The organism is Nonomuraea sp. B19D2 (assembly GCF_040137845.1).
Lineage (GTDB): Bacteria > Actinomycetota > Actinomycetes > Streptosporangiales > Streptosporangiaceae > Nonomuraea.
This window is the reverse complement of the sequence record NZ_JBEFAK010000014.1, coordinates 109522-128815: the sequence shown is the minus strand read 5'-3', so window position 1 is coordinate 128815 and position 19294 is coordinate 109522. Positions and strand designations below refer to the sequence as shown.

Here is a 19294-nt window from a genome sequence, read left to right as displayed (position 1 = left end):
GGATGGGACAATCACCTCCACATCGCAGTTCGCCGGGTGGCACTCTCATCGCGCCACACGTCGCCGATTGTCAAGGGCAATCCTCCCGCTCAAGCGCGGCTACCGGACGACGTCCCGATGACGAAGAGCCGCCCGGCGGGGGGTGTCCCGCCGGGCGGCTCTCCTCTGTGTCGGGTGGTTCCCCCGATACGGGCGCGTGAGGATCGCGCCCAACCCCGGCTCATAGGAAGCCAAGGGCTCCCGGCCCACGCGCGGCTCATGACCGCGCGCGAGCCCGGGAAGTCACTTCGCGAGCAACGAGCGAAGAACGTACTGCATGATCCCGCCGTGCCGGTAGTAGTCGGCCTCGCCCGGCGTGTCGATGCGCACCACCGCGTCGAACTCCACCTCGCCCGCCTTGACGTGCACCGTGCGCGGGATGCCGCCCGAGTTGAGCTCCTCGACGCCGGTGATGTCGAACGTCTCCTCGCCGGTCAGCCCGAGTGCCTCGGCCGAGGCGCCCTCGGGGAACTGCAGCGGCAGCACGCCCATGCCGATCAGGTTGGAGCGGTGGATGCGCTCGTACGACTCGGCGATGACCGCGCGCACGCCCAGCAGCGCCGTGCCCTTGGCCGCCCAGTCGCGCGAGGAGCCGGAGCCGTACTCCTTGCCCGCCAGCACCACCAGCGGCGTCTCAGCCGCGGCGTAGTTGACCGAGGCGTCGTAGATGAACGACACCGGCCCGTCGGGCTGGGTGAAGTCGCGGGTGTAGCCGCCCTCGGTGCCCGGCGCGATCTGGTTGCGCAGGCGGATGTTGGCGAACGTGCCGCGGATCATCACCTCGTGGTTGCCGCGCCGCGAGCCGTAGGAGTTGAAGTCCTTCACCTCGACGCCGTTGGCCTGCAGGTACTGCGCGGCCGGGGTGCCGACCTTGATGGAGCCGGCCGGCGAGATGTGGTCCGTGGTGACCGAGTCGCCGACCTTGACCAGCACGCGGGCGCCGGTGATGTCGGTGACGGGCTCAGGCTTGGACGGCATGCCGTCGAAGTACGGGGCCTTGCGCACGTACGTCGAGTCCGGGTCCCACTCGAAGGTGTCGCCCGTCGGGATCGGCAGCGAACGCCAGTGGTCGTCGCCCTTGAACACGTCGGCGTAGTCGCGCTCGAACATGTCGCGGCCGATGGAGGAGTTGACCACCGCCGAGATCTCCTCCGGCGACGGCCAGATGTCCTTCAGGTAGACCGGCTGACCGTCGTTGCCGATGCCGAGCGGCTCGGTGTCGAGGTCGAGGTCCATGGTCCCGGCCAGCGCGTACGCCACCACGAGCGGCGGCGAGGCCAGGTAGTTCATCTTGACGTCGGGGTTGATGCGGCCCTCGAAGTTGCGGTTGCCCGACAGCACGGCCGTGACCGCGAGGTCGTTGGCCTGGACGGCCTCGGAGATCTCCGGCGGCAGCGGGCCAGAGTTGCCGATGCAGGTGGTGCAGCCGTAGCCGACGAGGTTGAAGCCGATCTTGTCGAGGTACGGCTGCAGCCCCGAGCGCTCGAAGTAGCCGGTGACCACCTGCGAGCCGGGGGCCAGCGAGGTCTTGACCCACGGCTTGCGGGTCAGGCCCTTGTCGACGGCGTTGCGGGCCAGCAGCGCCGCGCCGAGCATGACGAACGGGTTGGAGGTGTTGGTGCACGAGGTGATCGCGGCGATCGAGACGATGCCGTGGTCGATCTCGAACGAGGTGCCGTCGGCCAGCGTGACGGGCACCGGCTTGTGCGGCCGGCCGCCGTTGGCGGCGGCGTTGGAGGCCGGCGCGTCGGAGGCCGGGAAGGTCTCCTCACCAGCCTCGTCGACCCCGTCGGCCACGTAGTTCTGCACGTCGTGGCGCCAGGTGGCCTTGGCGGCCGACAGCGCGATGCGGTCCTGCGGGCGCTTGGGACCGGCGATCGACGGGACGACGGTGCCGAGGTCAAGCTCGATGTACTCCGAGAAGACCGGCTCGGGCGCGGACGGGTCGAGCCACAGGCCCTGGGTCTTGGCGTACGCCTCGACGAGCGCGATCTGCTCCTCGGAGCGCCCGGTCAGCCGCAGGTAGTCGATGGTCTGGCCGTCGATCGGGAAGATCGCGCAGGTGGAGCCGAACTCGGGGCTCATGTTGCCGATCGTGGCCCGGTCGGCCAGCGGCACGGACGCGACGCCCTCGCCGTAGAACTCCACGAACTTGCCGACCACGCCGTGCTTGCGCAGGATCTCGGTGATCGTCAGCACCAGGTCGGTGGCGGTGGCCCCGGCGGGCAGCTTGCCGCTGAGCTTGAAGCCGACCACGCGCGGGATGAGCATGGAGATCGGCTGGCCGAGCATCGCGGCCTCGGCCTCGATGCCGCCGACGCCCCAGCCCAGGACACCGATGCCGTTCTCCATGGTGGTGTGGGAGTCGGTGCCGACACAGGTGTCGGGGTACGCCTTGCCGTCGCGGGTCATGACCACGCGGGCCAGGTGCTCGATGTTGACCTGGTGGACGATGCCGGTGCCGGGCGGGACGACCTTGAACTCGTCGAAGGCCGTCTGGCCCCAGCGCAGGAACTGGTAGCGCTCGCGGTTGCGCTCGTACTCGCGCTCCACGTTGCGCTGGAACGCGTCCGGGTGGCCGAAGTAGTCGACGATGACCGAGTGGTCGATGACCATCTCGGCCGGCGCGAGCGGGTTGATGCGGGCCGCGTCGCCGCCGAGGTCGCGCACGGCCTCGCGCATGGTGGCCAGGTCGACCACACAGGGCACGCCGGTGAAGTCCTGCATGATCACGCGGGCGGGCGTGAACTGGATCTCCACGCTCGGCTTCGCGGTCGGGTCCCAGCCGCCCAGCGCACGGATGTGGTCGGCGGTGATGTTCGCGCCGTCCTCGGTGCGGAGGAGGTTTTCCAGCAGGATCTTCAGGCTGTACGGGAGGCGTGCGGCGCCCTCGACGGCATCCAGCCGGAAAATCTCATATGCCGCGTCACCGACGCGTAGCGTGTCACGGCTGCCGAAGCTGTTCGCGGACACGGTGATTCGCCTCCTCCATCAGAAAGGTTTCACAGCAAATCCTGCCGCACTCGTCGAACGGGAAACACGTTAGGTGACCCTAAGTCCGCGAGCGTCGCGGCGGATGTCTCGACGTCAAGATATCTCTAGGATATCTCGACATCAAGTTAAGCGGGGACCAGCCGCCAGAACAGCAGCCCGACGATGGCCACGGACAGGATCGGAGCCAGGATCTTCTGCTCGAACTTCTTGCCCGTCTTGATGCCGATCTTCCACGGCAGCAGGAACTTGGTCCCCAGTGGCCACAGCACCGGACATCCCCGCTCGGTCATGCAGTCGCCCACCACATGGATGAGGCAGCCGATCCCGACCGCCAGCCCCAGCCAGGCGTAACCCACCTGGAGCGAGAGGAAGACAGCGTACAGCCCGGCGGTCAACCCGATGTTGATCAGCGCGGAGCCCACCTTGTTGCCGGGGATGCCGACGCCGATCGCCCGCAGGGCCAGACCGATGAGCAGCACGACGATGATGTCGCGCCCGATGGGATAGGCGTTGGCCAGCCAGTGCGCCCCGAACCCGAGCGCCACCGCGAACGCCAGCGAGTGGGTCGCCCCGCGGTGCCCACCGCTGATCCAGGACACGGCCTTGCTGAGCACCCACGTGACCGGCCCGAACGTCTGCGCGATCGTCGCGCTCGGATGGTCGAGGTCGGGCAGCATCGCGGCCCCGGCACAGATGATCGCCCCGGCGATCAGTTCGGCCGGGTTGAGCGCGCTCGCCATGATCCCGGTCTCGATGAAGCGGGAGGACTCGTTCACCAGTGGAAGTGCGGCGAGGGGCGGCGCCAGCCCCAGCCAGGCGATGGCCCCGGTCATCGCGTGAGTGTGCCCCATCATGATCCGGACTGTACGGCAAAGAAGTCCTTTACGCGCCGAGACCCGCCCAGCAGGCCTTCACGATCGCGTGAGCACACGGGTCAACGTCCCGGATCATCCGGGCAATCTTCCGGAAAACGCAGACGAGGTCGTCTCCGCGGCGACAGCACCCCCCAGCCCTGCCGACGCGGAACGACCTCGTCTGCTGTGAATAACGAGCCCCTCCCCCATCCTGTTCCCGGATTCCGCAACTTTTTCGTGATCTAGCTCACTCAATCCTCAGCCTTGCGAACGACATAGTATCGATATATCGTTGACGCATCGAGAACAGATCACGATATAGGGGGAAAGAATGACTTCCGCACAAGCAGCAGGCGGCCAATGGCCCGGCGCGCGCGAGTACCGGCAGGCGGCCCGAGAGGCCAAGCAGGCGGCCCGCGAGGCGTTCAGGGCCATGTCCGAGGCCTTCGGTGAGGGCCACCGCCACCATCACGAGCACCGGCAGCGCGCCCGTCGCGGTCCCGGCCCGTTCCCGTTCGACTGGGGCCGCGGCCCGTGGGGCGGCCCCGGCGGGCCGCCGTGGGGCGGTCCCGGCGGCCACCGCGGCTGGGGCAGGGGCCGCAAGGCCAAGCGGGGCGATGTGCGCGCCGCGATCCTGGCCCTGCTCTCCGAGGAGCCGCGCAACGGCTACCAGATCATCCAGGAGATCGCCGAGCGCAGCGAGGGAGGCTGGAAGCCCAGCCCCGGTGCCGTCTACCCGGCATTGCAGCAGCTCACCGACGAGGGCCTGGTGACCTCCGAGGAGAACGAGGGCCGCAAGACCTTCCGCCTCACCGAGGAAGGGCGCAACTACATCGAGGCACACGCGGACGAGGTCCGGGCCCCGTGGGACGAGATGCGGCCGGAGATCGACGACAACACCGCCGATCTCTGGCACATCGCCCGGCAGTCCGCCTTCGCCATGATGCAGGTTCTCCAGACCGGGAACGACGCACAAATCCGCGAAGCGCGTAAGACTCTTGTTGAGACCCGGCGCAAGCTCTACCAGATCCTGGCCGACGGCGAACCGGGCGAGGAGTGACCATCACCTTCCGGGAGGGCTTGGGCATGGACCCGAAGGAACTTCGCATCGGCGATGCCGAGCGGGAGCAGACGATGGCCGCCCTGCGCGAGCACTTCGCGCAGGGCCGCCTGACCCACGAGGAGCTCGATGAGCGACTCGACCAGGCGCTGGCCTCGAAGACGGCCCGCGACCTCGCGAAGGTGACGGCGGACCTGCCGGGCTCGCCGCAGCCGATGCCCGGCTACGACGAGCCCGCCATCCCCCGCTACGACATGGACGGCTGGCGGGAGGCGATGAGCGCGCACCGGCGGCAGGTGCAGTCCATGCGCCAGGCTCACCGGGACATGCGGCAGTCCATGCACGAGCAGCACCGGGAGATGCGGCGGCAGTGGCACCACCACGGCCACCCATGGCGGCGCCACCGGGGGCCGCACCCGTTCCTCGGCGTGCTGTTCGTGTTCATGGTGCTGGGGCTGATCTTCGGCGGGTTCGGGATCTTCAAGGCGCTGTTCGTGGTGTGGCTCGGGGCCATGCTGTTCAGCGTGATCCACCGGCGCTTCCACTACCGCCGCTGAGGGTCCGCCCAGCTCGTCAACAGGTCCCGAGCTGGGCGCACGCCACGAAATGGCCGGGCTCGGCCTCCAGCAGTCCCCCGACGGCACCGCGCTGGTGGTACCGGCAGGTGTCCACGGGCGCGGCGTCGTCCCACTCCTCGTGCAGGCGCGGCACGGCCGACAGCAGCTCGCGCGTGTACGGGTGCAGCGGGTCCCCGAAGACCTTCTCCGTCAGGCCCATCTCGACCACGCTCCCCCGGCGCAGCACCACCGTGCGCTCGGCGAGGTAGTTGCCCAGGGACAGGTCGTGCGTGATGTAGAGCACGCCGAGACCCCTGGCCTTCAGCTCGGCCAACAGGTTGAGCACGTCGATGCGGGTGGAGGCGTCCAGCATGCTGGTGATCTCGTCGGCCACCAGCAGCTTGATGTCCAGCAGCAGCGCGCGGGCGATGAGCAGGCGCTGGAGCTGGCCGCCGCTGAGCTGGTGCGGGTACTTGCCGAGCACCTGGTCGGGGTTGAGCCGCACGTCACGCAGGGACGCGGCCACCCGGCCGGCCCACTCGGGCCCGGGGACGGCCGGGTAGTACGCCTCCTTGATCATGGCGAACACCCGGTCGGCCTTGAACACCGGGTTGAACGAGCTGAACGGGTCCTGGAAGATGCCCTGGATGTGGCGGTAGTACTCCTTGCCGGCCCGGACGGGCCGCCCGTCGAAGGTGATCGAGCCGCTGGTGACCGGGTTCAGGCCGAGGATCATCCGGCCGATCGTGCTCTTGCCGCTGCCGCTCTCGCCGATCAGGGAGACGACCTCGCCGGGCACGACCTCGAAGCTCACGTTCCTGACGGCCGTGACGCTCCTGCCGCCGAAGGCGCCGATCCTGAATTCCTTGGTGACGTCGTCGAGTTTCAGCATCAGGCCTTCCAGCAGGCGACGTGGTGGCCGGGGGCGAGCTCGGCCACGGGCGGGTCCTCGGCGCACTCTTCCCCGGCGATCGGGCAGCGGTCGCGGAAGCGGCAGCCGGTCGGCGGATCGAGCAGGGATGGCGGGCTGCCTGAGATGCCCGCCAGCCTGCGGTCGGCGTAGCGGACGCCGACCTCCGGCAGGGAGTCGAGGAGCAGCCTCGTGTACGGATGGCGGGGCGCCTTGACGATCAGGTCGGCGGGCGCCTTCTCGGCCAGCTTGCCCGCGTACATGACCATGATCGTGTCGGCGATCTGGTGGGTGAGCGCGATGTCGTGGGTGACGAAGATCATGCTCTTGACGTAGCCGCTCTCGCGGAAGCCGAGCAGGGCGCGGGCGACGGCCTTCTGGGTGGAGACGTCGAGCGCGGAGGTGACCTCGTCGGCGATCAGCAGGGACGGGTCGAGCAGCGTGGAGATGACCATCACCATGCGCTGCTTCATGCCGCCGGACAGCTCGATCGGGTAGCGGTCGAGCACCTCGCGGGGCAGTCCGACCTGGTCCATCCGGCGCTCCAGCTCGGCGGTGTCCACCTGCTCGCCCCTCGACCTGAGCAGCTCGCCGACCATCTTGCGGATCTTGCGGGTGGGGTTGAGCGCGCTCATGGCGTACTGCGGGATGAGGGAGACCTGCTTGAAGCGGAAGTCGTTCATCCTGCGGTCGTCGGCGATGGGCAGCTCCCGGCCGTCGAGCACGACCCGGCCGCCGACGTGGCGCATGCGGCCGTCCATGCGGATGAGGCTCTTGCCCAGCGTGCTCTTGCCGCAGCCGGACTCGCCGACCAGGCCGAGGATCTCGCCGTCCGACAGCTCGAATGACATGCCGTCGAGCGCCCGGACCTCGCCCCTGAGCGTGCGGTAGTGCACCCTCAGCTCGCTGACCTGCAGGCTCATGTCTCCCTCAGTTTCGGGTTGAAGACCTCGTCGAGGCCGACGTTGGCCACGTAAAGGGCGCCCACGATGGCGGTGATGGCCGCGCCCGGCGGCACGAACCACCACCACATGCCGAGCTGGAGCGCGCTCCACTGGTTGGCGTTCTGCAGCATCAGGCCGAGCGAGACGCCCTCGGTGGGGCCGAGGCCGATGAAGTCGAGCGAGGAGGCGATGAGGATCGCGCCGCCGAACAGCAGGATGAACGTCATGAACAGGTAGGAGCTCATGTTCGGCGCGATCTCCCTGGTGATGATCTTCCAGGTGCCCGCGCCGCTCATCCGCGCCAGGTCCACGAACTCGCGGGTACGCAGCGAGAACGTCTGCGCCCTGATCGCCCGCGCCGCCCACGGCCACTGCGTCAGGCCGATGAACAGGCCCTGCACGGCCACGCTCCGGATGCCCAGGTACGCGTTGATGATCAGCAGCACGGCCAGGGTGGGGATGACCAGGATGACGTTGGTCAGCATGTTGAGCACCTCGTCCACGATGCCGCCGCGGTAACCGGCCACGAAGCCGACGAGCATGCCGATGGCCGCCGCGATGCCGCCGCCGACCACGCCCACGGCGAAGGTGCTGCGCAGGCCGTATCCGAACTGGAGGAAGATGTCCTGGCCGAACGTGGTGGTGCCGAACCAGTGCTCGGCCGAGGGCGGGCTCATGGGGCGGGGGCCGTACTCGTTGGGGGTGCCGCCGGCCAGCACGGGCCCGATGAGGCCCAGCAGGAGCAGCACGAGCACGAGGCCGAAACCGAACATCAGCTTGCCGTTGCGGACGGCGAAGTAGAGCGCCTCACGCCGGATCCCGGCGCGCTCGCGCGGGGCGACTTCCTGGAGTGCCGTCATGCCTGCGCACCCGCCATTCCCGCCCTGGTACGCGGATCGACCACGACGTAGACGATGTCGATGATGAAGTTGGCGATCAGCACGCCGAGCACGATGAACAGGAACGTGCCCTGGAGCAGGAAGAAGTCCTTGTTCTTGATGGCGTTCAGAATCAGGCTGCCCAGGCCCGGGTAGGCGAAGACGATCTCGGTGACCAGGGCTCCGGCCACGATCACGCCGAGCTGCAGTGCCAGCCCGGTGATCTGCGGCAGGACGGCGTTGCGGAAGGCGTACCTGCGGATGAGCCTGGCCGGCGCGCCGAGCGCGGACAGGTAGTTCGAGTAGTCGGACTCCAGCTCATAGATGATCATGTTGCGCATGCCGATGGCCCAGCCGCCCAGCGCCACCAGGAACAGCGACAGGAACGGCAGCGTCCAGTGGTGCAGCAGGTCGAGCAGGAACGTCCACGACCAGTTGGGCCGCATCGAGAAGCTGTAGCCGCCGGCCACCGGGAACAGGCCCGTGATCACGCCGAGCGCCCAGGCCAGGAGCACGGCCAGCCACATGTACGGCATCGCGGTCAGCACGTACCCGACCGGGAGCACGGTGTTGTCGAGGAGCTTGCGCCGGGCGGCGTACGCGCCGAACCGGTTGCCCACCACCCAGCTCAGCAGCACCGACGGGATGATCAACCCCAGCGTGTACGGCACCGCGTTCGTGATCACGGTGCTGACCGGGGTCGGGAACAGCCAGATGCTGATCCCGAAGTCGCCCCGGAGCAGCGCGGCCCAGAAGTTGACGTACTGCGTGATCAACGGCTGGTCGAAGCCGAAGAGGTTGTTGTAGTAGGCCCGCATCGCCTCGGCGGCGGCGGGCTGGGTGACGTTGGCCCTGGCGACCATGCTCGCCACCGGGTCGCCCGGCATGAAACGCGGGATCATCCAGTTGACGGTGACCGCAACGAAGAACGTCAGCCCGTATATGAGCAGTTTTCTGCCGAAATATCGACGCACGTGATGGTTTCTCCGTGAGTGCCGTGAGAGCCGCGAGAGCCCCCCGCTCGTGGCGGAGCGGGGGGCGATGGGGTCAGGAGCCGGCGGGCTGAAGCTGCGTGAGGGTCTCGAAGCCACCCAGCTCGAACCAGTTGTGCCACATCACGGCCGGGGTTTTGGGCGTGCTGCCCGCCGCGGCCGGCCAGTTCTTCCAGACCTGGTTGCTCGACTGCGCCCACAGGCCGTTGTACCAGAGCGGGATCACCGGCAGATCGTCCAGGTGGATCTGCTGGAGCTGGGAGACGATCTTCTTCATGCCCTCGACGTCGTCGGTCTTGACCTGGTCGAGCTGCTTGGCCAGGTCCCAGGCCTTCTTGTTCTCGTAGCGGGCGAAGTTGACGGTGTTCTGCTGTTTCTGGATCGGGAGCTGGAAGATGTACTCGTAGTAGGTGTACGGCGAGTTCGACAGCTGCCGCTCGTTGTTGATCAGCAGGTCGAAGTCACCCTTGCTGCGCTTCTCCACCAGGGCGTTGAAGTCGGGGAAGTCCGGGGTGACCTGGATGCCGGCGGTCTTGGCGCTGGTGGCGATGGACCTGGCCGACTCCATCCAGTCCGTCCAGCCGGACGGCACGATGACGGTCAGGCTGAGCTTGGAGCCGTCCTTGTTCTCGACGTACCCGTCGCCGTCGGTGTCCTTGTAGCCGGCGTCGGCCAGCATCTTCTTCGCCTTGGCCGCGTCGAAGGCGAACCCGGAGCCGGCCACCACGTTCTGGTCGACGTACTGCTCCCACTGCGGCAGCAGGCCGGTCGGGCTGGCGGCCTTGACAAGGTTGCCGTACACGCCTTCGACGATCTTCTTGACGTCGATCGAGGAGGCGAGCGCCTTGCGGAAGGCGGGGTCGTCCAGCGGCTTCTTGGTGGTGTTGGGCACCAGCCACGCGGTGTTGGCCGACAACATGTACGGCGGCTCGTTGTAGTAGGTCGTCAGGCCGAAGTTGCCCTTGACCAGGTTGGCCACGCCGGGCAGGAAGTTGTTGCTCAGGTCCATGCCCTTCTGCAGCAGCAGGCCGAGCGCGACCTCGTTGCTCGGGGTGGCGATGTCCACGATGTAGCGCGGCTTGGGCTCCATGTTCAGCGCGCTCTTGCCCCACCAGTCGTCGCGCCGCTGCAGCACGACGCGGTCCTGGTCCTTGGCCATGAACGTGTACGCGCCCGTGCCCACCGGGTTCTCGTTGATCCCGTCGAGCACCTCCTTCTCCGAACGGCCCTTCCAGATGTGCTCGGGGACGATCGACCGGTTGAAGAGGTTGAAGTCCCACTGCTGGTAGTTGGCCGTGGAGAAGGTGAACTTCACCGTCTGGTCGTCGACGGCCTCGACGCTCTTCAGCCAGGTCCACAGGTTGTGGTACGGGATCGTCTCCATCTTGCCGAGCTCGAAGGAGAACACCACGTCCTTGGCCGTCAGAGGCTTGCCGTCGGACCACTTGACGCCCTGGCGGAGCTTGGCCTGGTAGGTCTTGTCGTCGGCCCACGAGCCACTCTCGGCCAGCCAGGGCGTCAGCTTGCCCGCGGTCGCGTCATAGTGGAACAGCGTCTCGTACACCAGGCCCTTCGTGCCCGTGGCATGGTCCCATTCCCTGATGGGGTTGAAGTTGGCGGGCGGGCCCCACTGGGTGCCGGTCGTGTAGAGCGTCTCGTTGCGCGGCAGCGAGTCAGGGCTGGCGGGGGCCGCCGCACCCTGGCTGGCCTGGCCGGCCGGCGGGGTCGGCGTGGCTCCGCCACCGGTGCAGGCCGCGGCGAGCAGGCCCGCCGCCACGAGCGGAATCATGATCCGAGCCCGGTTACGCATCGCTTCTCTCCTTCCTCCGCGCCAGGCGCGAAGGTTCGCACGTCTTGTCGACACCCCGATGGGCCGGCTGCTCTCGAAACGGGCCGCGTGCTCCGACCGCCTGGGAGCGCTCCCAGGCCGGCCACGAAGAGCGCTCCCGCCTTGGGGCCGGTGAGCGATTCACTCTTCAGTAGTCGCAGGTCGCCGGACCTGCTGAACCGGATAAGTACCGTGACCGTAAAATCCTGAATCCGTGCCGTCAATAGCCGTAACGGTTTCGAGACGTGCCGCCCGCAATCGCTCTCACGGCCGTAAATGCGTGCTGTCCAGGCACAACGCGACCGGGTCGGCTAACCGGTTCAACGCGGGCGCCGGGGCCGGCCGCCGGCCTGACGGCCCTTACCACCACGCGAACCCCGGCGCGGACGCCTGCCGTCTGAACCGGACGCCGCCCCGGTGCGTACCTTCAGGCAACCGTGACGGAGATCGTGGCTCGCAACGCCCGACGGCGTAGGAGTTCCGGGCCTGCGCCGCGGTGACGCAGACGCCTCAACGATCACTTTGGTTTACCCGAGTCTTGTGGCAAATGCCCCAATTTGATGACAAAACGGTCTCAACCCCGACAGAATGCCTAGCCATCCAGCGTCTATCGCAACTGGAGGCAACCCCCTATGCGTGGACCCCTTGGGGTATTCGGCGGACTCGTGAGCCTGGCGGCGCTCTCCGTGGCCGGCTGTGCGGCCGAGCCCCCGGCACAGGGCGCGGCAGCAGCACCGGCCCCGCCGTCGACGCAGGGCACCACGGCGGCACGCGGCTCGGCGGCGTCCCGGGGCTCGGAAGTGTCGTCGGAGGCCTCGTGTCATGTGCGCGTGGCCAAGCCCCGGCTCAGCGCCAAACGCAAGATCACGTCGTTCGCCACCCGTCGCGTCTGCAACGATCCGGCCCTGCTGCGCATCCGCATCAAGCGCGCCGTCCCCGGCACCGATCCCGTCGTCAAGAGCGGGGCCACCAAGAACGACCGCATCAACCTCGCGCTCCCCTGCAAATCGGGCACCTATTACGCGTTCGCCACCGACTACCGCGGTCGTACCGCCAAGTCCAGGGCCGCCAAGCTGACCTGCCCCCCTGCGGTCACGCCCACACCCACCGGCACGTCCACGCCCACCACGGTCCCGTCCCCGAGCGGGGTCGGCACGCCCCAGGAGAACGAGGTCCTCAGGCTGACCAACATCGAGCGGGCGAAGGGCGGCTGCGCGCCGCTCAAGTTCGACCCGCTGCTCCGCAAGGCCGCGTTCGGCCACTCCGCCGACATGGCGAAGCAGGACTACTTCGACCACGACTCCAAGGACGGCCGCGACTTCATGGACCGGGTCAGGGCCGCCGGCTTCACCGGAGGCAACGCCTTCGCCGAGAACATCGCCTTCGGCCAGCTCACCCCGGCCTCAGTGGTCCAGGGCTGGATGGACAGCCCGGGCCACCGGGCCAACATCATGAACTGCAGGTACAACCTCATCGGCGTCGGCGCGGCCAAGAACTCCCAGGGCCGGATCTACTGGACCCAGGACTTCGTCGCCAAGTAGCCGCGCAGGCGGCCCATCTCGCCGGCGATGGTGGCCAGGGTCCAACGGGCGTTCAGCCCGCTGGGATTGGGCAGCACCCAGACCCTGGCCCCGCCGACGAGCTCGTCCTGAGGGCCGATGCGGGCCTTGGGGCGGGCCACGACGGTCGTGATGCCCAGGCCGTAGGAGGGGAGGAGATGCTGCTCGGCAGGCGCCAGGAGGCGCGGTGTGAAGCCGGACAGGTGCAGCGCGGGCCAGAAGCGGTTGCCCGGACGGGCCAGATTAGCCCATGTCTTCGAGTTTGCGGCCCTTGGTCTCCCGCACCCACTTGATGACGAAGAGGAACGACAGCAGCGCGAAGACCGCGTACATGGCGTAGGTGGCCGGCAGGTTCCACTGCGCCAGCGCCGGGAACGACACCGTGATCGCCCAGTTCGCGATCCACTGCGCTCCCGCCGCGACGCCCAGGGCGGCGGCGCGGATGCGGTTGGGGAACATCTCCCCCAGCAGCACCCAGACCACCACGCCCCAGGACAGCGCGAAGAACAGCACGAACACGTTGGCCGCCACGAGCGCGATCGGCCCCTGCGGGTCCGGCAGCGTGACCGACTTCCCCACGACCCGGGCGGCGCTGAACGCCCACGACGCGGTGGCCAGCGCGACCGCCATCCCGGCCGAGCCGATCAGGAGCAGCGGCCGGCGCCCGATCTTGTCCACCAGCGAGATCGCGATGAACGTGCCCACGATGTTGATGATCGAGCTGGAGAAGCTGATCAGCAGCGAATCGGCCTGGTTGATACCGACCGATTGCCACAACACGGACGAGTAGTAGAAGATCACGTTGATGCCGACGAACTGCTGGAACACCGAAAGGGTGATCCCGATCCAGACGATCGGCAGCAGCCCGAACGCGGGCCCGCGCAGGTCCCTCATCGTCGGCACCCGCTGGGTGCGCAGCACGTGCTGGATCTCCGCGATGCGGGTGTCGAGGTCGACGTCCTCGCCCTCGACCTCGGCCAGCACCTCGCGCGCCCTCCTCGTGCGCCCGGACATGATCAGGTAGCGCGGCGACTCGGGGATGGTCAGGGCGAACACCAGGTAGAGCACGGCGGGCACGAAGCAGGCGCCCAGCATCCACTGCCAGGCCTGCAGTGCCCCCAGCGGGTTGTTCACGTTGCCGCCGGCCAGCTGGACGATCAGGTAGTTGACGAGCTGCGAGACCGCGATGCCGAGCACGATGGCCAGCTGCTGGAACGAGCCCAGCCGGCCGCGGTAGGCGGGCGGGGCCACCTCGGCGATGTACGCGGGGCTGATCACCGACGCCATGCCGATCGCGAAGCCCGCGACCACGCGCCAGAACGCCAGGGCCCAGACGGAGAACGGCAGCATCTGCCCGATCGAACTGATCGCGAACAGCAGCGCCGCCACCTGCATCGTCCTGGTGCGCCCCAGCCGGTCGGCCAGCCCGCCGCCCGCCCACGCCCCCACGGCGGATCCGAGCAGCGCGATGGCCACCACGAAACCCGTCTCGACCGGCCCCACGCGGAAGTACTTCTGGATCCCGACGACCGCGCCGTTGATGACCGCGCTGTCGTAGCCGAACAGGAACCCGCCCATGGCTGCGGCCGCCGTGATGAACACCACGTGGCCGAGGTGCTCGTGCTGGGTGTGGTTGGTCGCCATGCAGGTCCTCCCCCGAGGTGGGGGAGATACCCGCAGGTCAGGCCGTTAAAGCCGCGGGTCGACCGGCTCGGACTCCAGGGCCAGCACGGCGAAGACCGGCTCATGCACCCGCCAGCCCGCCTCCCCGTCGGCCAGCCGCGACAGCGCCTCCAGCCCCAGCGCGTACTCGCGCAGCGCCATCGAGCGCTTCTTGCCCAGGAAGCGCCTGCGCAGCACGTCGAGCGACTCGGTGTAGTCGGGACCGTAGATGATGCGCAGGTATTCGCGCCCTCGTACCTTCACCCCCGGCTGCACCCGGCCGGGCGCGTAGGCGGCGGGCTTGACCACCATGCCCTCGCCGCCCGCCGCCGTCAGCGACTCCCACCACGTGGTCGCCTCCGCGCGGGACTCCGGCGAGTCGAGCGTGACGAAGACGTGCTCGGTACGGGTGATCAGCGGCGAGTCGAGCAGCGCCAGCGTGGACAGGTGCCAGGCGTGCGGCTCCAGCGCCGTGGCCCGCCCCTCGCAGGCCAGGATCTGGAACGGCGCCAGCCGGACGCCCTCCAGACCGTCGACCGGCCAGCAGTACCGTGCGTAGGCGTCGCGGAACAGGGCAGCGTTGTGGGAGCGGCGGCGGGTGCGATGTAGCAGATCGCCCACATCCAGCCCGCGCCCGGCCGCCGCTTCCAAGGCCGAGACCGCCTCGGGCAGCGCGGCGCGGGCGGCCGCCCCGACGGAGGCGTACTGCGACCTGATCAGCTCGCCGGCCTTCGCCGACCAGGGCAGCAGCTCGCAGTCGAGCACCACCCAGTCCGAGCCGAGCTCGGCCCACAGCGGCTCGCACGCCTCGCGCAGCCGCGCGACCAGCGGCGCCATGTCGTTGAAGAACGGCCGCCCGGTGCGCGTGTAGACGGCGCCGGCGCTGCCGTCCGTCACCCCGAACCTGGCCGCAGCCACCTCCGGCGTCCTGGCCAGCACGGCGACGGCCCGCGAGCCCATGTGCTTCTCCTCGCACACGACCTCGCGCACCCCTGCGGCGGCGAACTCCTCGAACGCCTCGTGCGGGTGCTCCAGATAGCCGTCCAGCTGGGACGTCTCCGGCGGCGCCATGGTGGGCGGCAGGTAGACCAGCCAGCGCGGGTCCACCGCGAACCGGCTCATGACCTCGAGGGCGGCGGCCGCGTTCTCCTCCATGACCTTGACCCGGGCGCCGAACCTGGTCTCGACGTGCCGGGTGCCGATCACGTCGTTGATGTCCAGCATGCCGGGATCGCGGGCCGCGCCGCCGAGTGGCTTGGCCGGCTCGTACCAGACCTTCTCCGCGGGGACCTGGACGATCTGGCGTTCGGGGTAGCGCAGCGCGGTCAGGTGACCGCCGAAGACGCAGCCGGTGTCGAGGCAGATCGTGTTGTTCACCCACTCGGGGCGGAGCGTGGGGGTGTGGCCGTAGACGACCATGGCCCTGCCGCGGTACTCCTCCGCCCACGGGTAGCGGACCGGCAGGCCGTACTCGTCGGTCTCGCCGGTCGTGTCGCCGTACAGGGCGAACGCGCGCACCCGGCCGGAGGCGCGGCCGTGGTAGGCCTCCTTCAGGCCCGCGTGCGCGACGACCAGTCGGCCGCCGTCGAGCCGGTAGTGGCTGAGCAGGCCGTCCATGAACGTCCTGGCCCGCTCCACGAACTCGGGCGGCTGCTCGGCGAGCTGGTCGAGCGACTCCTGCAGGCCGTGCGCGACCTTGACCTTGCGGCCGTTGAGCGCGCGCACCAGCTTCTGCTCGTGGTTGCCGGCCACGCAGATCGCGGTGCCCGCCTCGACCATGTCCATCACCAGGCGCAGCACGCCGGGCGTGTCCGGCCCGCGGTCCACCAGGTCGCCGACGAACACGGCGGTGCGGCCCTCAGGATGCGCGAACCCGCCTGGTTCGTGCTGCCAGCCGAGCCTGCGCAGCAGCGCCTCCAGCTCGGAGCGGCAGCCGTGGATGTCGCCGATGATGTCGAAGGGGCCGGTCAGCTCGGTCTTGTCGGACCACGCCTTCTCGTACGTGATCACCGCGTCGTCGATCTCGTCGAGGCCGCGCAGCACGTGCACCCGCCTGAAGCCGTCGTTCGAGATCCTGCTCAGCGAGCGCCGCAGGTCCTTGCGCTGGCGGATCACCACGCCGCGGCCGAAATCGCGGTCGGGGCGGGCGGCGTTGCGCTCGACGGCCACCTCCTCCGGCACGTCGAGCACGATCGCGTCGCACAGCACGTCGTGCTGCCTGGCCAGCTCGATCAGGCTCTTGCGGGCGGCGTACTGGACGTTGGTGGCGTCGACCACGGTGAACAGGCCCCTGGCCAGCCGCACGCCGACGATGTGGTGCAGCAGGTCGAAGGCCGCCGGGGTGGCCGCCTGGTCGTTCTCGTCGTCGGCGACCAGGCCGCGGCAGAAGTCGGAGGAGATGACCTGCGTGGGCTTGAAGTGCTTTTTGGCGAACGTCGACTTGCCGCTGCCCGAGACGCCGACGAGCACCACCAGGGACAGCTCAGGAACGCTGATCACGGGTGAAGACTCCCATCTGGGTGGGCGGGCCGACCTCGGGGTCGTCGTCGCCGACCGGTTCGAACGTGACGTGGTAGCCGTATTCGCCGGCCACGCGGGTGGCCCAGGCGGCGAACTCGGCGCGGGTCCACTCGAAGCGGTGGTCGGGGTGGCGCAGCCCGGTCAGGAACTCGTAACGGACGTTGTGCTCGATGTTGGGGGTGGTGACGAGCACGTGCTGGGGCCGGGCGTGGCCGAACACGACGTGCTCGAGCGCGGCCAGCCGGGGCGGGTCGACGTGCTCGATCACCTCCATGAGCACGGCGGCGTCGTAGCCGGACAGGCGCTTGTCGGTGTACGTGAGCGCGCCCTGGAACAACGTGAGCCTGGCGCGCTTGCTGTCCGGCATGCGGTCGAGACGCAGCTTGCGGGCGGCGATGGTGAGCGCCATCGACGACACGTCCATGCCGCTCACCCTGGCGAACCTGGGCCTGGCCAGCAGCGCGCCGACCAGCTCGCCCTGGCCGCAGCCGAGGTCGACCACGCTGACCGCGCCCAGCTCCGCCAGCTTGGCCAGCACCGCCTCGCGTCTGCGGACGTTCAGCGGCTTCGCCTTGAGTGCCTCTTCCGGAGGCGCGTCGCCCTGGGCCTCTGGTGGCGGGGCGTCGCCCTGGGCCTCTCGCGGCGGGGCGTCGCCCTGGGCCTCGGCCTCCGCGGCGGCCGCCTCGTCGGCGGCGGTCTCCCCGGCGGGCGCGTCCTCCTCGACCGCGGGCTCCAGCTCCTCCTCGGTCTCGTCGCCCAGCTCGGCCAGCCGCGCCAGCGCGGTGCGGGCCAGCGCCCAGCGCCGCCCCAGGTAGCGCCGGGTGATCAGGCCGCGCTCCGGGTGACCGTGCAGCCATCCTTCACCGGCCCTGATCAGCTTGTCGACCTCGTCGGGCGCGATCCAGTAGTGCTTGCCGTCGTCGAGCACGGGCAGCAGCACGTACAGGTGGTTGAGCGCGTCGGCGAGGCGCGCCGTCCCGCGCAGGGTGAGCCGGACGTAACGCGACTGGCCCCACTCGGGGAAGCCCTCGTCGAGCGGCAAGGCCTGCGCGTCCACCTCCCAGCCGAGCGGCTCGAACAGCCGCGCCGCCAGCTCAGGGCCGCCCCGGCAGGGCAGCGCGGGCAGCCGCAGCTCCAGCGGCAGCGGCGTGCCGGGCAGCCCCGGCCTGGCCTTGCACCGGCCGGACCGCGCGGTGCGGAACACGTCGGCCAGTGCCACGGCCAGCAGCGAGGAGGCCGCGTACGGGCGGTCGTTGACGTACTGCGACAGGCTGAAGTCGGGCGAGCTCTTGCCGCGCGACCTGACCAGCGCGATCGGGTCCACCTCGAGCATGAGCGCCACCGTGCAGCGCTCGTCGCCCGCTTCTGGGTAGAACACCGTGGCCGTGCCGAACGACTGACCGAACTCCTGCACCCGCTCGGGATGCTTGTGCAGGAGGAAGCCCAGATCGGTGGCGGGCCTCGCGGTGGTGGTGATCGTCAGCAGCACGTCCCAAGTCTGCCGTACCCCCGCGAAGCGCCGCCAATCGATTACCGGACGTGCGGGAGCACCTCGGCGGCGATCAGCTCCAGGTGCTCCAGGTCCTGCAGATCCAGGATCTGCAGGTAGAGGTGCTCGGCGCCCAGCTCCGCGAACTTCCCGATCTTCTCCAGCACCTCGGCCGGGGTGCCGGCCAGGCCGTTTTCCCGCAGCGTGTCGGGGTTCTCCCCGACGGCGGCCGCGCGCCGCTCGATCTCGGCCCGGTCGCGGCCCACGATGGTGGTCTGCGCCACCGAGTAGACCAGGCTGCGCCCGGTCGTCTCGCAGGCCTCACGCACCCGGCCGAAGCCCTCTGCCGTGTCGGACAGCGTGCGGAACGGCAGGTTGTACTCGTCCGCGTACGCCGCCGCCAGCCGCGGTGTGCGCTTGGCGCCGAAACCGCCGATGATGACCGGCGGCCTGGGGCTCTGCACCGGCTTGGGCAGCGCGGGCGAGTCGACGACCCGGTAGTAGCGGCCCTCGAAGGAGTAGCTCTTCTCCGCGGTCCACAGACCCGTGATGATCTCGAGCTGCTCCTCGAACCGCCCGAACCGCTCGTTCTGCGGCGGGAACGGGATGCCGTACGCCGCGTGCTCACCGTCGAACCAGCCGGTGCCGAAGCCCAGCTCGACCCGGCCGCCGCTCATCTGGTCGACCTGCGCCACGCTGATGGCCAGCGGTCCGGGCAGCCGGAACGTGGCCGGCGTCACCAGGGTGCCCAGCCGGATCCTCGAGGTCTCCCTGGCCAGGCCGGCAAGGGTGATCCACGCGTCGGTGGAGCCGGGGCCCGGGTCACCGGGGCCGATGCGCATGTAGTGGTCGGAACGGAAGAAAGCGTCAAAGCCCAGCCGTTCGGTGGCCTGGGCGACGGTGAGCAGGTCGTCATATGTCGCGCCCTGCTGGGGCTCGGTGAAGATCCGCAGCTTCATGACGACATTATGCGTACACAACGGACGCGTGCCGGAAAAGCCCCGCGCG

15 protein-coding genes are annotated in these 19294 nt (G+C 69.2%); 3 read left to right on the top strand and 12 right to left on the bottom strand.

Going from position 1 to position 19294, the window contains the following annotated elements; genetic code table 11:
* Positions 1 to 282: 282 nt before the first annotated feature.
* Positions 283 to 3012, bottom strand: coding sequence for an aconitate hydratase AcnA (gene acnA, locus ABN273_RS25695; protein WP_349451555.1), 2730 nt, complete (start codon positions 3010 to 3012; stop codon positions 283 to 285).
* A gap of 146 nt (positions 3013 to 3158) precedes the next feature.
* On the bottom strand, positions 3159 to 3887 hold the full coding sequence (locus ABN273_RS25690; RefSeq protein WP_349451554.1) for a metal-dependent hydrolase: 729 nt from the start codon (positions 3885 to 3887) through the stop codon (positions 3159 to 3161).
* 331 nt (positions 3888 to 4218) lie between these two features.
* Here ABN273_RS25690 and ABN273_RS25685 point away from each other — a divergent pair, with 331 nt between their 5' ends.
* Both ABN273_RS25685 and ABN273_RS25680 read left to right on the top strand, forming a co-directional pair.
* Positions 4219 to 4947 carry a PadR family transcriptional regulator gene (locus ABN273_RS25685; RefSeq protein WP_349451553.1) on the top strand — a complete coding sequence of 243 codons (729 nt, stop codon included), beginning with the start codon at positions 4219 to 4221 and terminating at the stop codon, positions 4945 to 4947.
* A 26-nt stretch (positions 4948 to 4973) separates the two neighbouring features.
* Complete coding sequence (locus ABN273_RS25680) at positions 4974 to 5504, top strand: DUF1707 domain-containing protein (protein WP_349451552.1); 531 nt, start codon at positions 4974 to 4976, stop codon at positions 5502 to 5504.
* A 16-nt stretch (positions 5505 to 5520) separates the two neighbouring features.
* Here the strand turns inward: ABN273_RS25680 and ABN273_RS25675 are convergent, their stop codons facing one another.
* The 5 genes from ABN273_RS25675 to ABN273_RS25655 form a co-directional block, all read right to left on the bottom strand.
* Entirely contained in the window at positions 5521 to 6396 is an 876-nt protein-coding gene (locus ABN273_RS25675; RefSeq protein WP_349451551.1) for an ABC transporter ATP-binding protein, read from the bottom strand.
* A complete protein-coding gene (locus tag ABN273_RS25670; RefSeq protein WP_349451550.1) occupies positions 6396 to 7337 on the bottom strand; it encodes an ABC transporter ATP-binding protein in 942 nt (313 codons plus the stop codon). Before ABN273_RS25670 ends, ABN273_RS25675 begins: the two co-directional genes overlap by 1 nt.
* Positions 7334 to 8218 (bottom strand): ABC transporter permease, encoded by an 885-nt coding sequence (locus tag ABN273_RS25665; protein WP_349451549.1) that lies wholly within the window; start codon positions 8216 to 8218, stop codon positions 7334 to 7336. The genes ABN273_RS25670 and ABN273_RS25665 overlap by 4 nt, the downstream gene beginning before the upstream one ends.
* Positions 8215 to 9210: an ABC transporter permease gene (locus tag ABN273_RS25660; protein ID WP_349451548.1), complete on the bottom strand. Its 996-nt coding sequence runs from the start codon at positions 9208 to 9210 to the stop codon at positions 8215 to 8217. Before ABN273_RS25660 ends, ABN273_RS25665 begins: the two co-directional genes overlap by 4 nt.
* Positions 9211 to 9283: 73 nt before the next feature.
* Positions 9284 to 11038: an ABC transporter substrate-binding protein gene (locus tag ABN273_RS25655; RefSeq protein ID WP_349451547.1), complete on the bottom strand. Its 1755-nt coding sequence runs from the start codon at positions 11036 to 11038 to the stop codon at positions 9284 to 9286.
* Between the two features lie 848 nt (positions 11039 to 11886).
* Between ABN273_RS25655 and ABN273_RS25650 the strand changes: the two genes are divergently transcribed.
* Positions 11887 to 12597 (top strand): CAP domain-containing protein, encoded by a 711-nt coding sequence (locus ABN273_RS25650; protein ID WP_349451546.1) that lies wholly within the window; start codon positions 11887 to 11889, stop codon positions 12595 to 12597.
* Here the strand turns inward: ABN273_RS25650 and ABN273_RS59615 are convergent.
* The 5 genes from ABN273_RS59615 to ABN273_RS25625 all read right to left on the bottom strand — a co-directional run bounded on the left by ABN273_RS59615 (position 12567) and on the right by ABN273_RS25625 (position 19245).
* Complete coding sequence (locus tag ABN273_RS59615; RefSeq protein WP_502911129.1) at positions 12567 to 12737, bottom strand: hypothetical protein; 171 nt, start codon at positions 12735 to 12737, stop codon at positions 12567 to 12569. The two genes, ABN273_RS25650 and ABN273_RS59615, sit on opposite strands and share 31 nt — an antisense overlap.
* A 121-nt stretch (positions 12738 to 12858) precedes the next feature.
* Positions 12859 to 14259: a sugar porter family MFS transporter gene (locus ABN273_RS25640; protein WP_349451545.1), complete on the bottom strand. Its 1401-nt coding sequence runs from the start codon at positions 14257 to 14259 to the stop codon at positions 12859 to 12861.
* Between the two features lie 45 nt (positions 14260 to 14304).
* Positions 14305 to 16776, bottom strand: coding sequence for a polynucleotide kinase-phosphatase (locus ABN273_RS25635; protein ID WP_349451544.1), 2472 nt, complete (start codon positions 16774 to 16776; stop codon positions 14305 to 14307).
* Positions 16760 to 18286 (bottom strand): 3' terminal RNA ribose 2'-O-methyltransferase Hen1, encoded by a 1527-nt coding sequence (locus ABN273_RS25630; protein WP_349451543.1) that lies wholly within the window; start codon positions 18284 to 18286, stop codon positions 16760 to 16762. The genes ABN273_RS25635 and ABN273_RS25630 overlap by 17 nt, the downstream gene beginning before the upstream one ends.
* Before the next feature lie 41 nt (positions 18287 to 18327).
* Positions 18328 to 19245 (bottom strand): LLM class F420-dependent oxidoreductase, encoded by a 918-nt coding sequence (locus tag ABN273_RS25625; RefSeq protein WP_349451542.1) that lies wholly within the window; start codon positions 19243 to 19245, stop codon positions 18328 to 18330.
* Between the last annotated feature and the right edge of the window lie 49 nt (positions 19246 to 19294).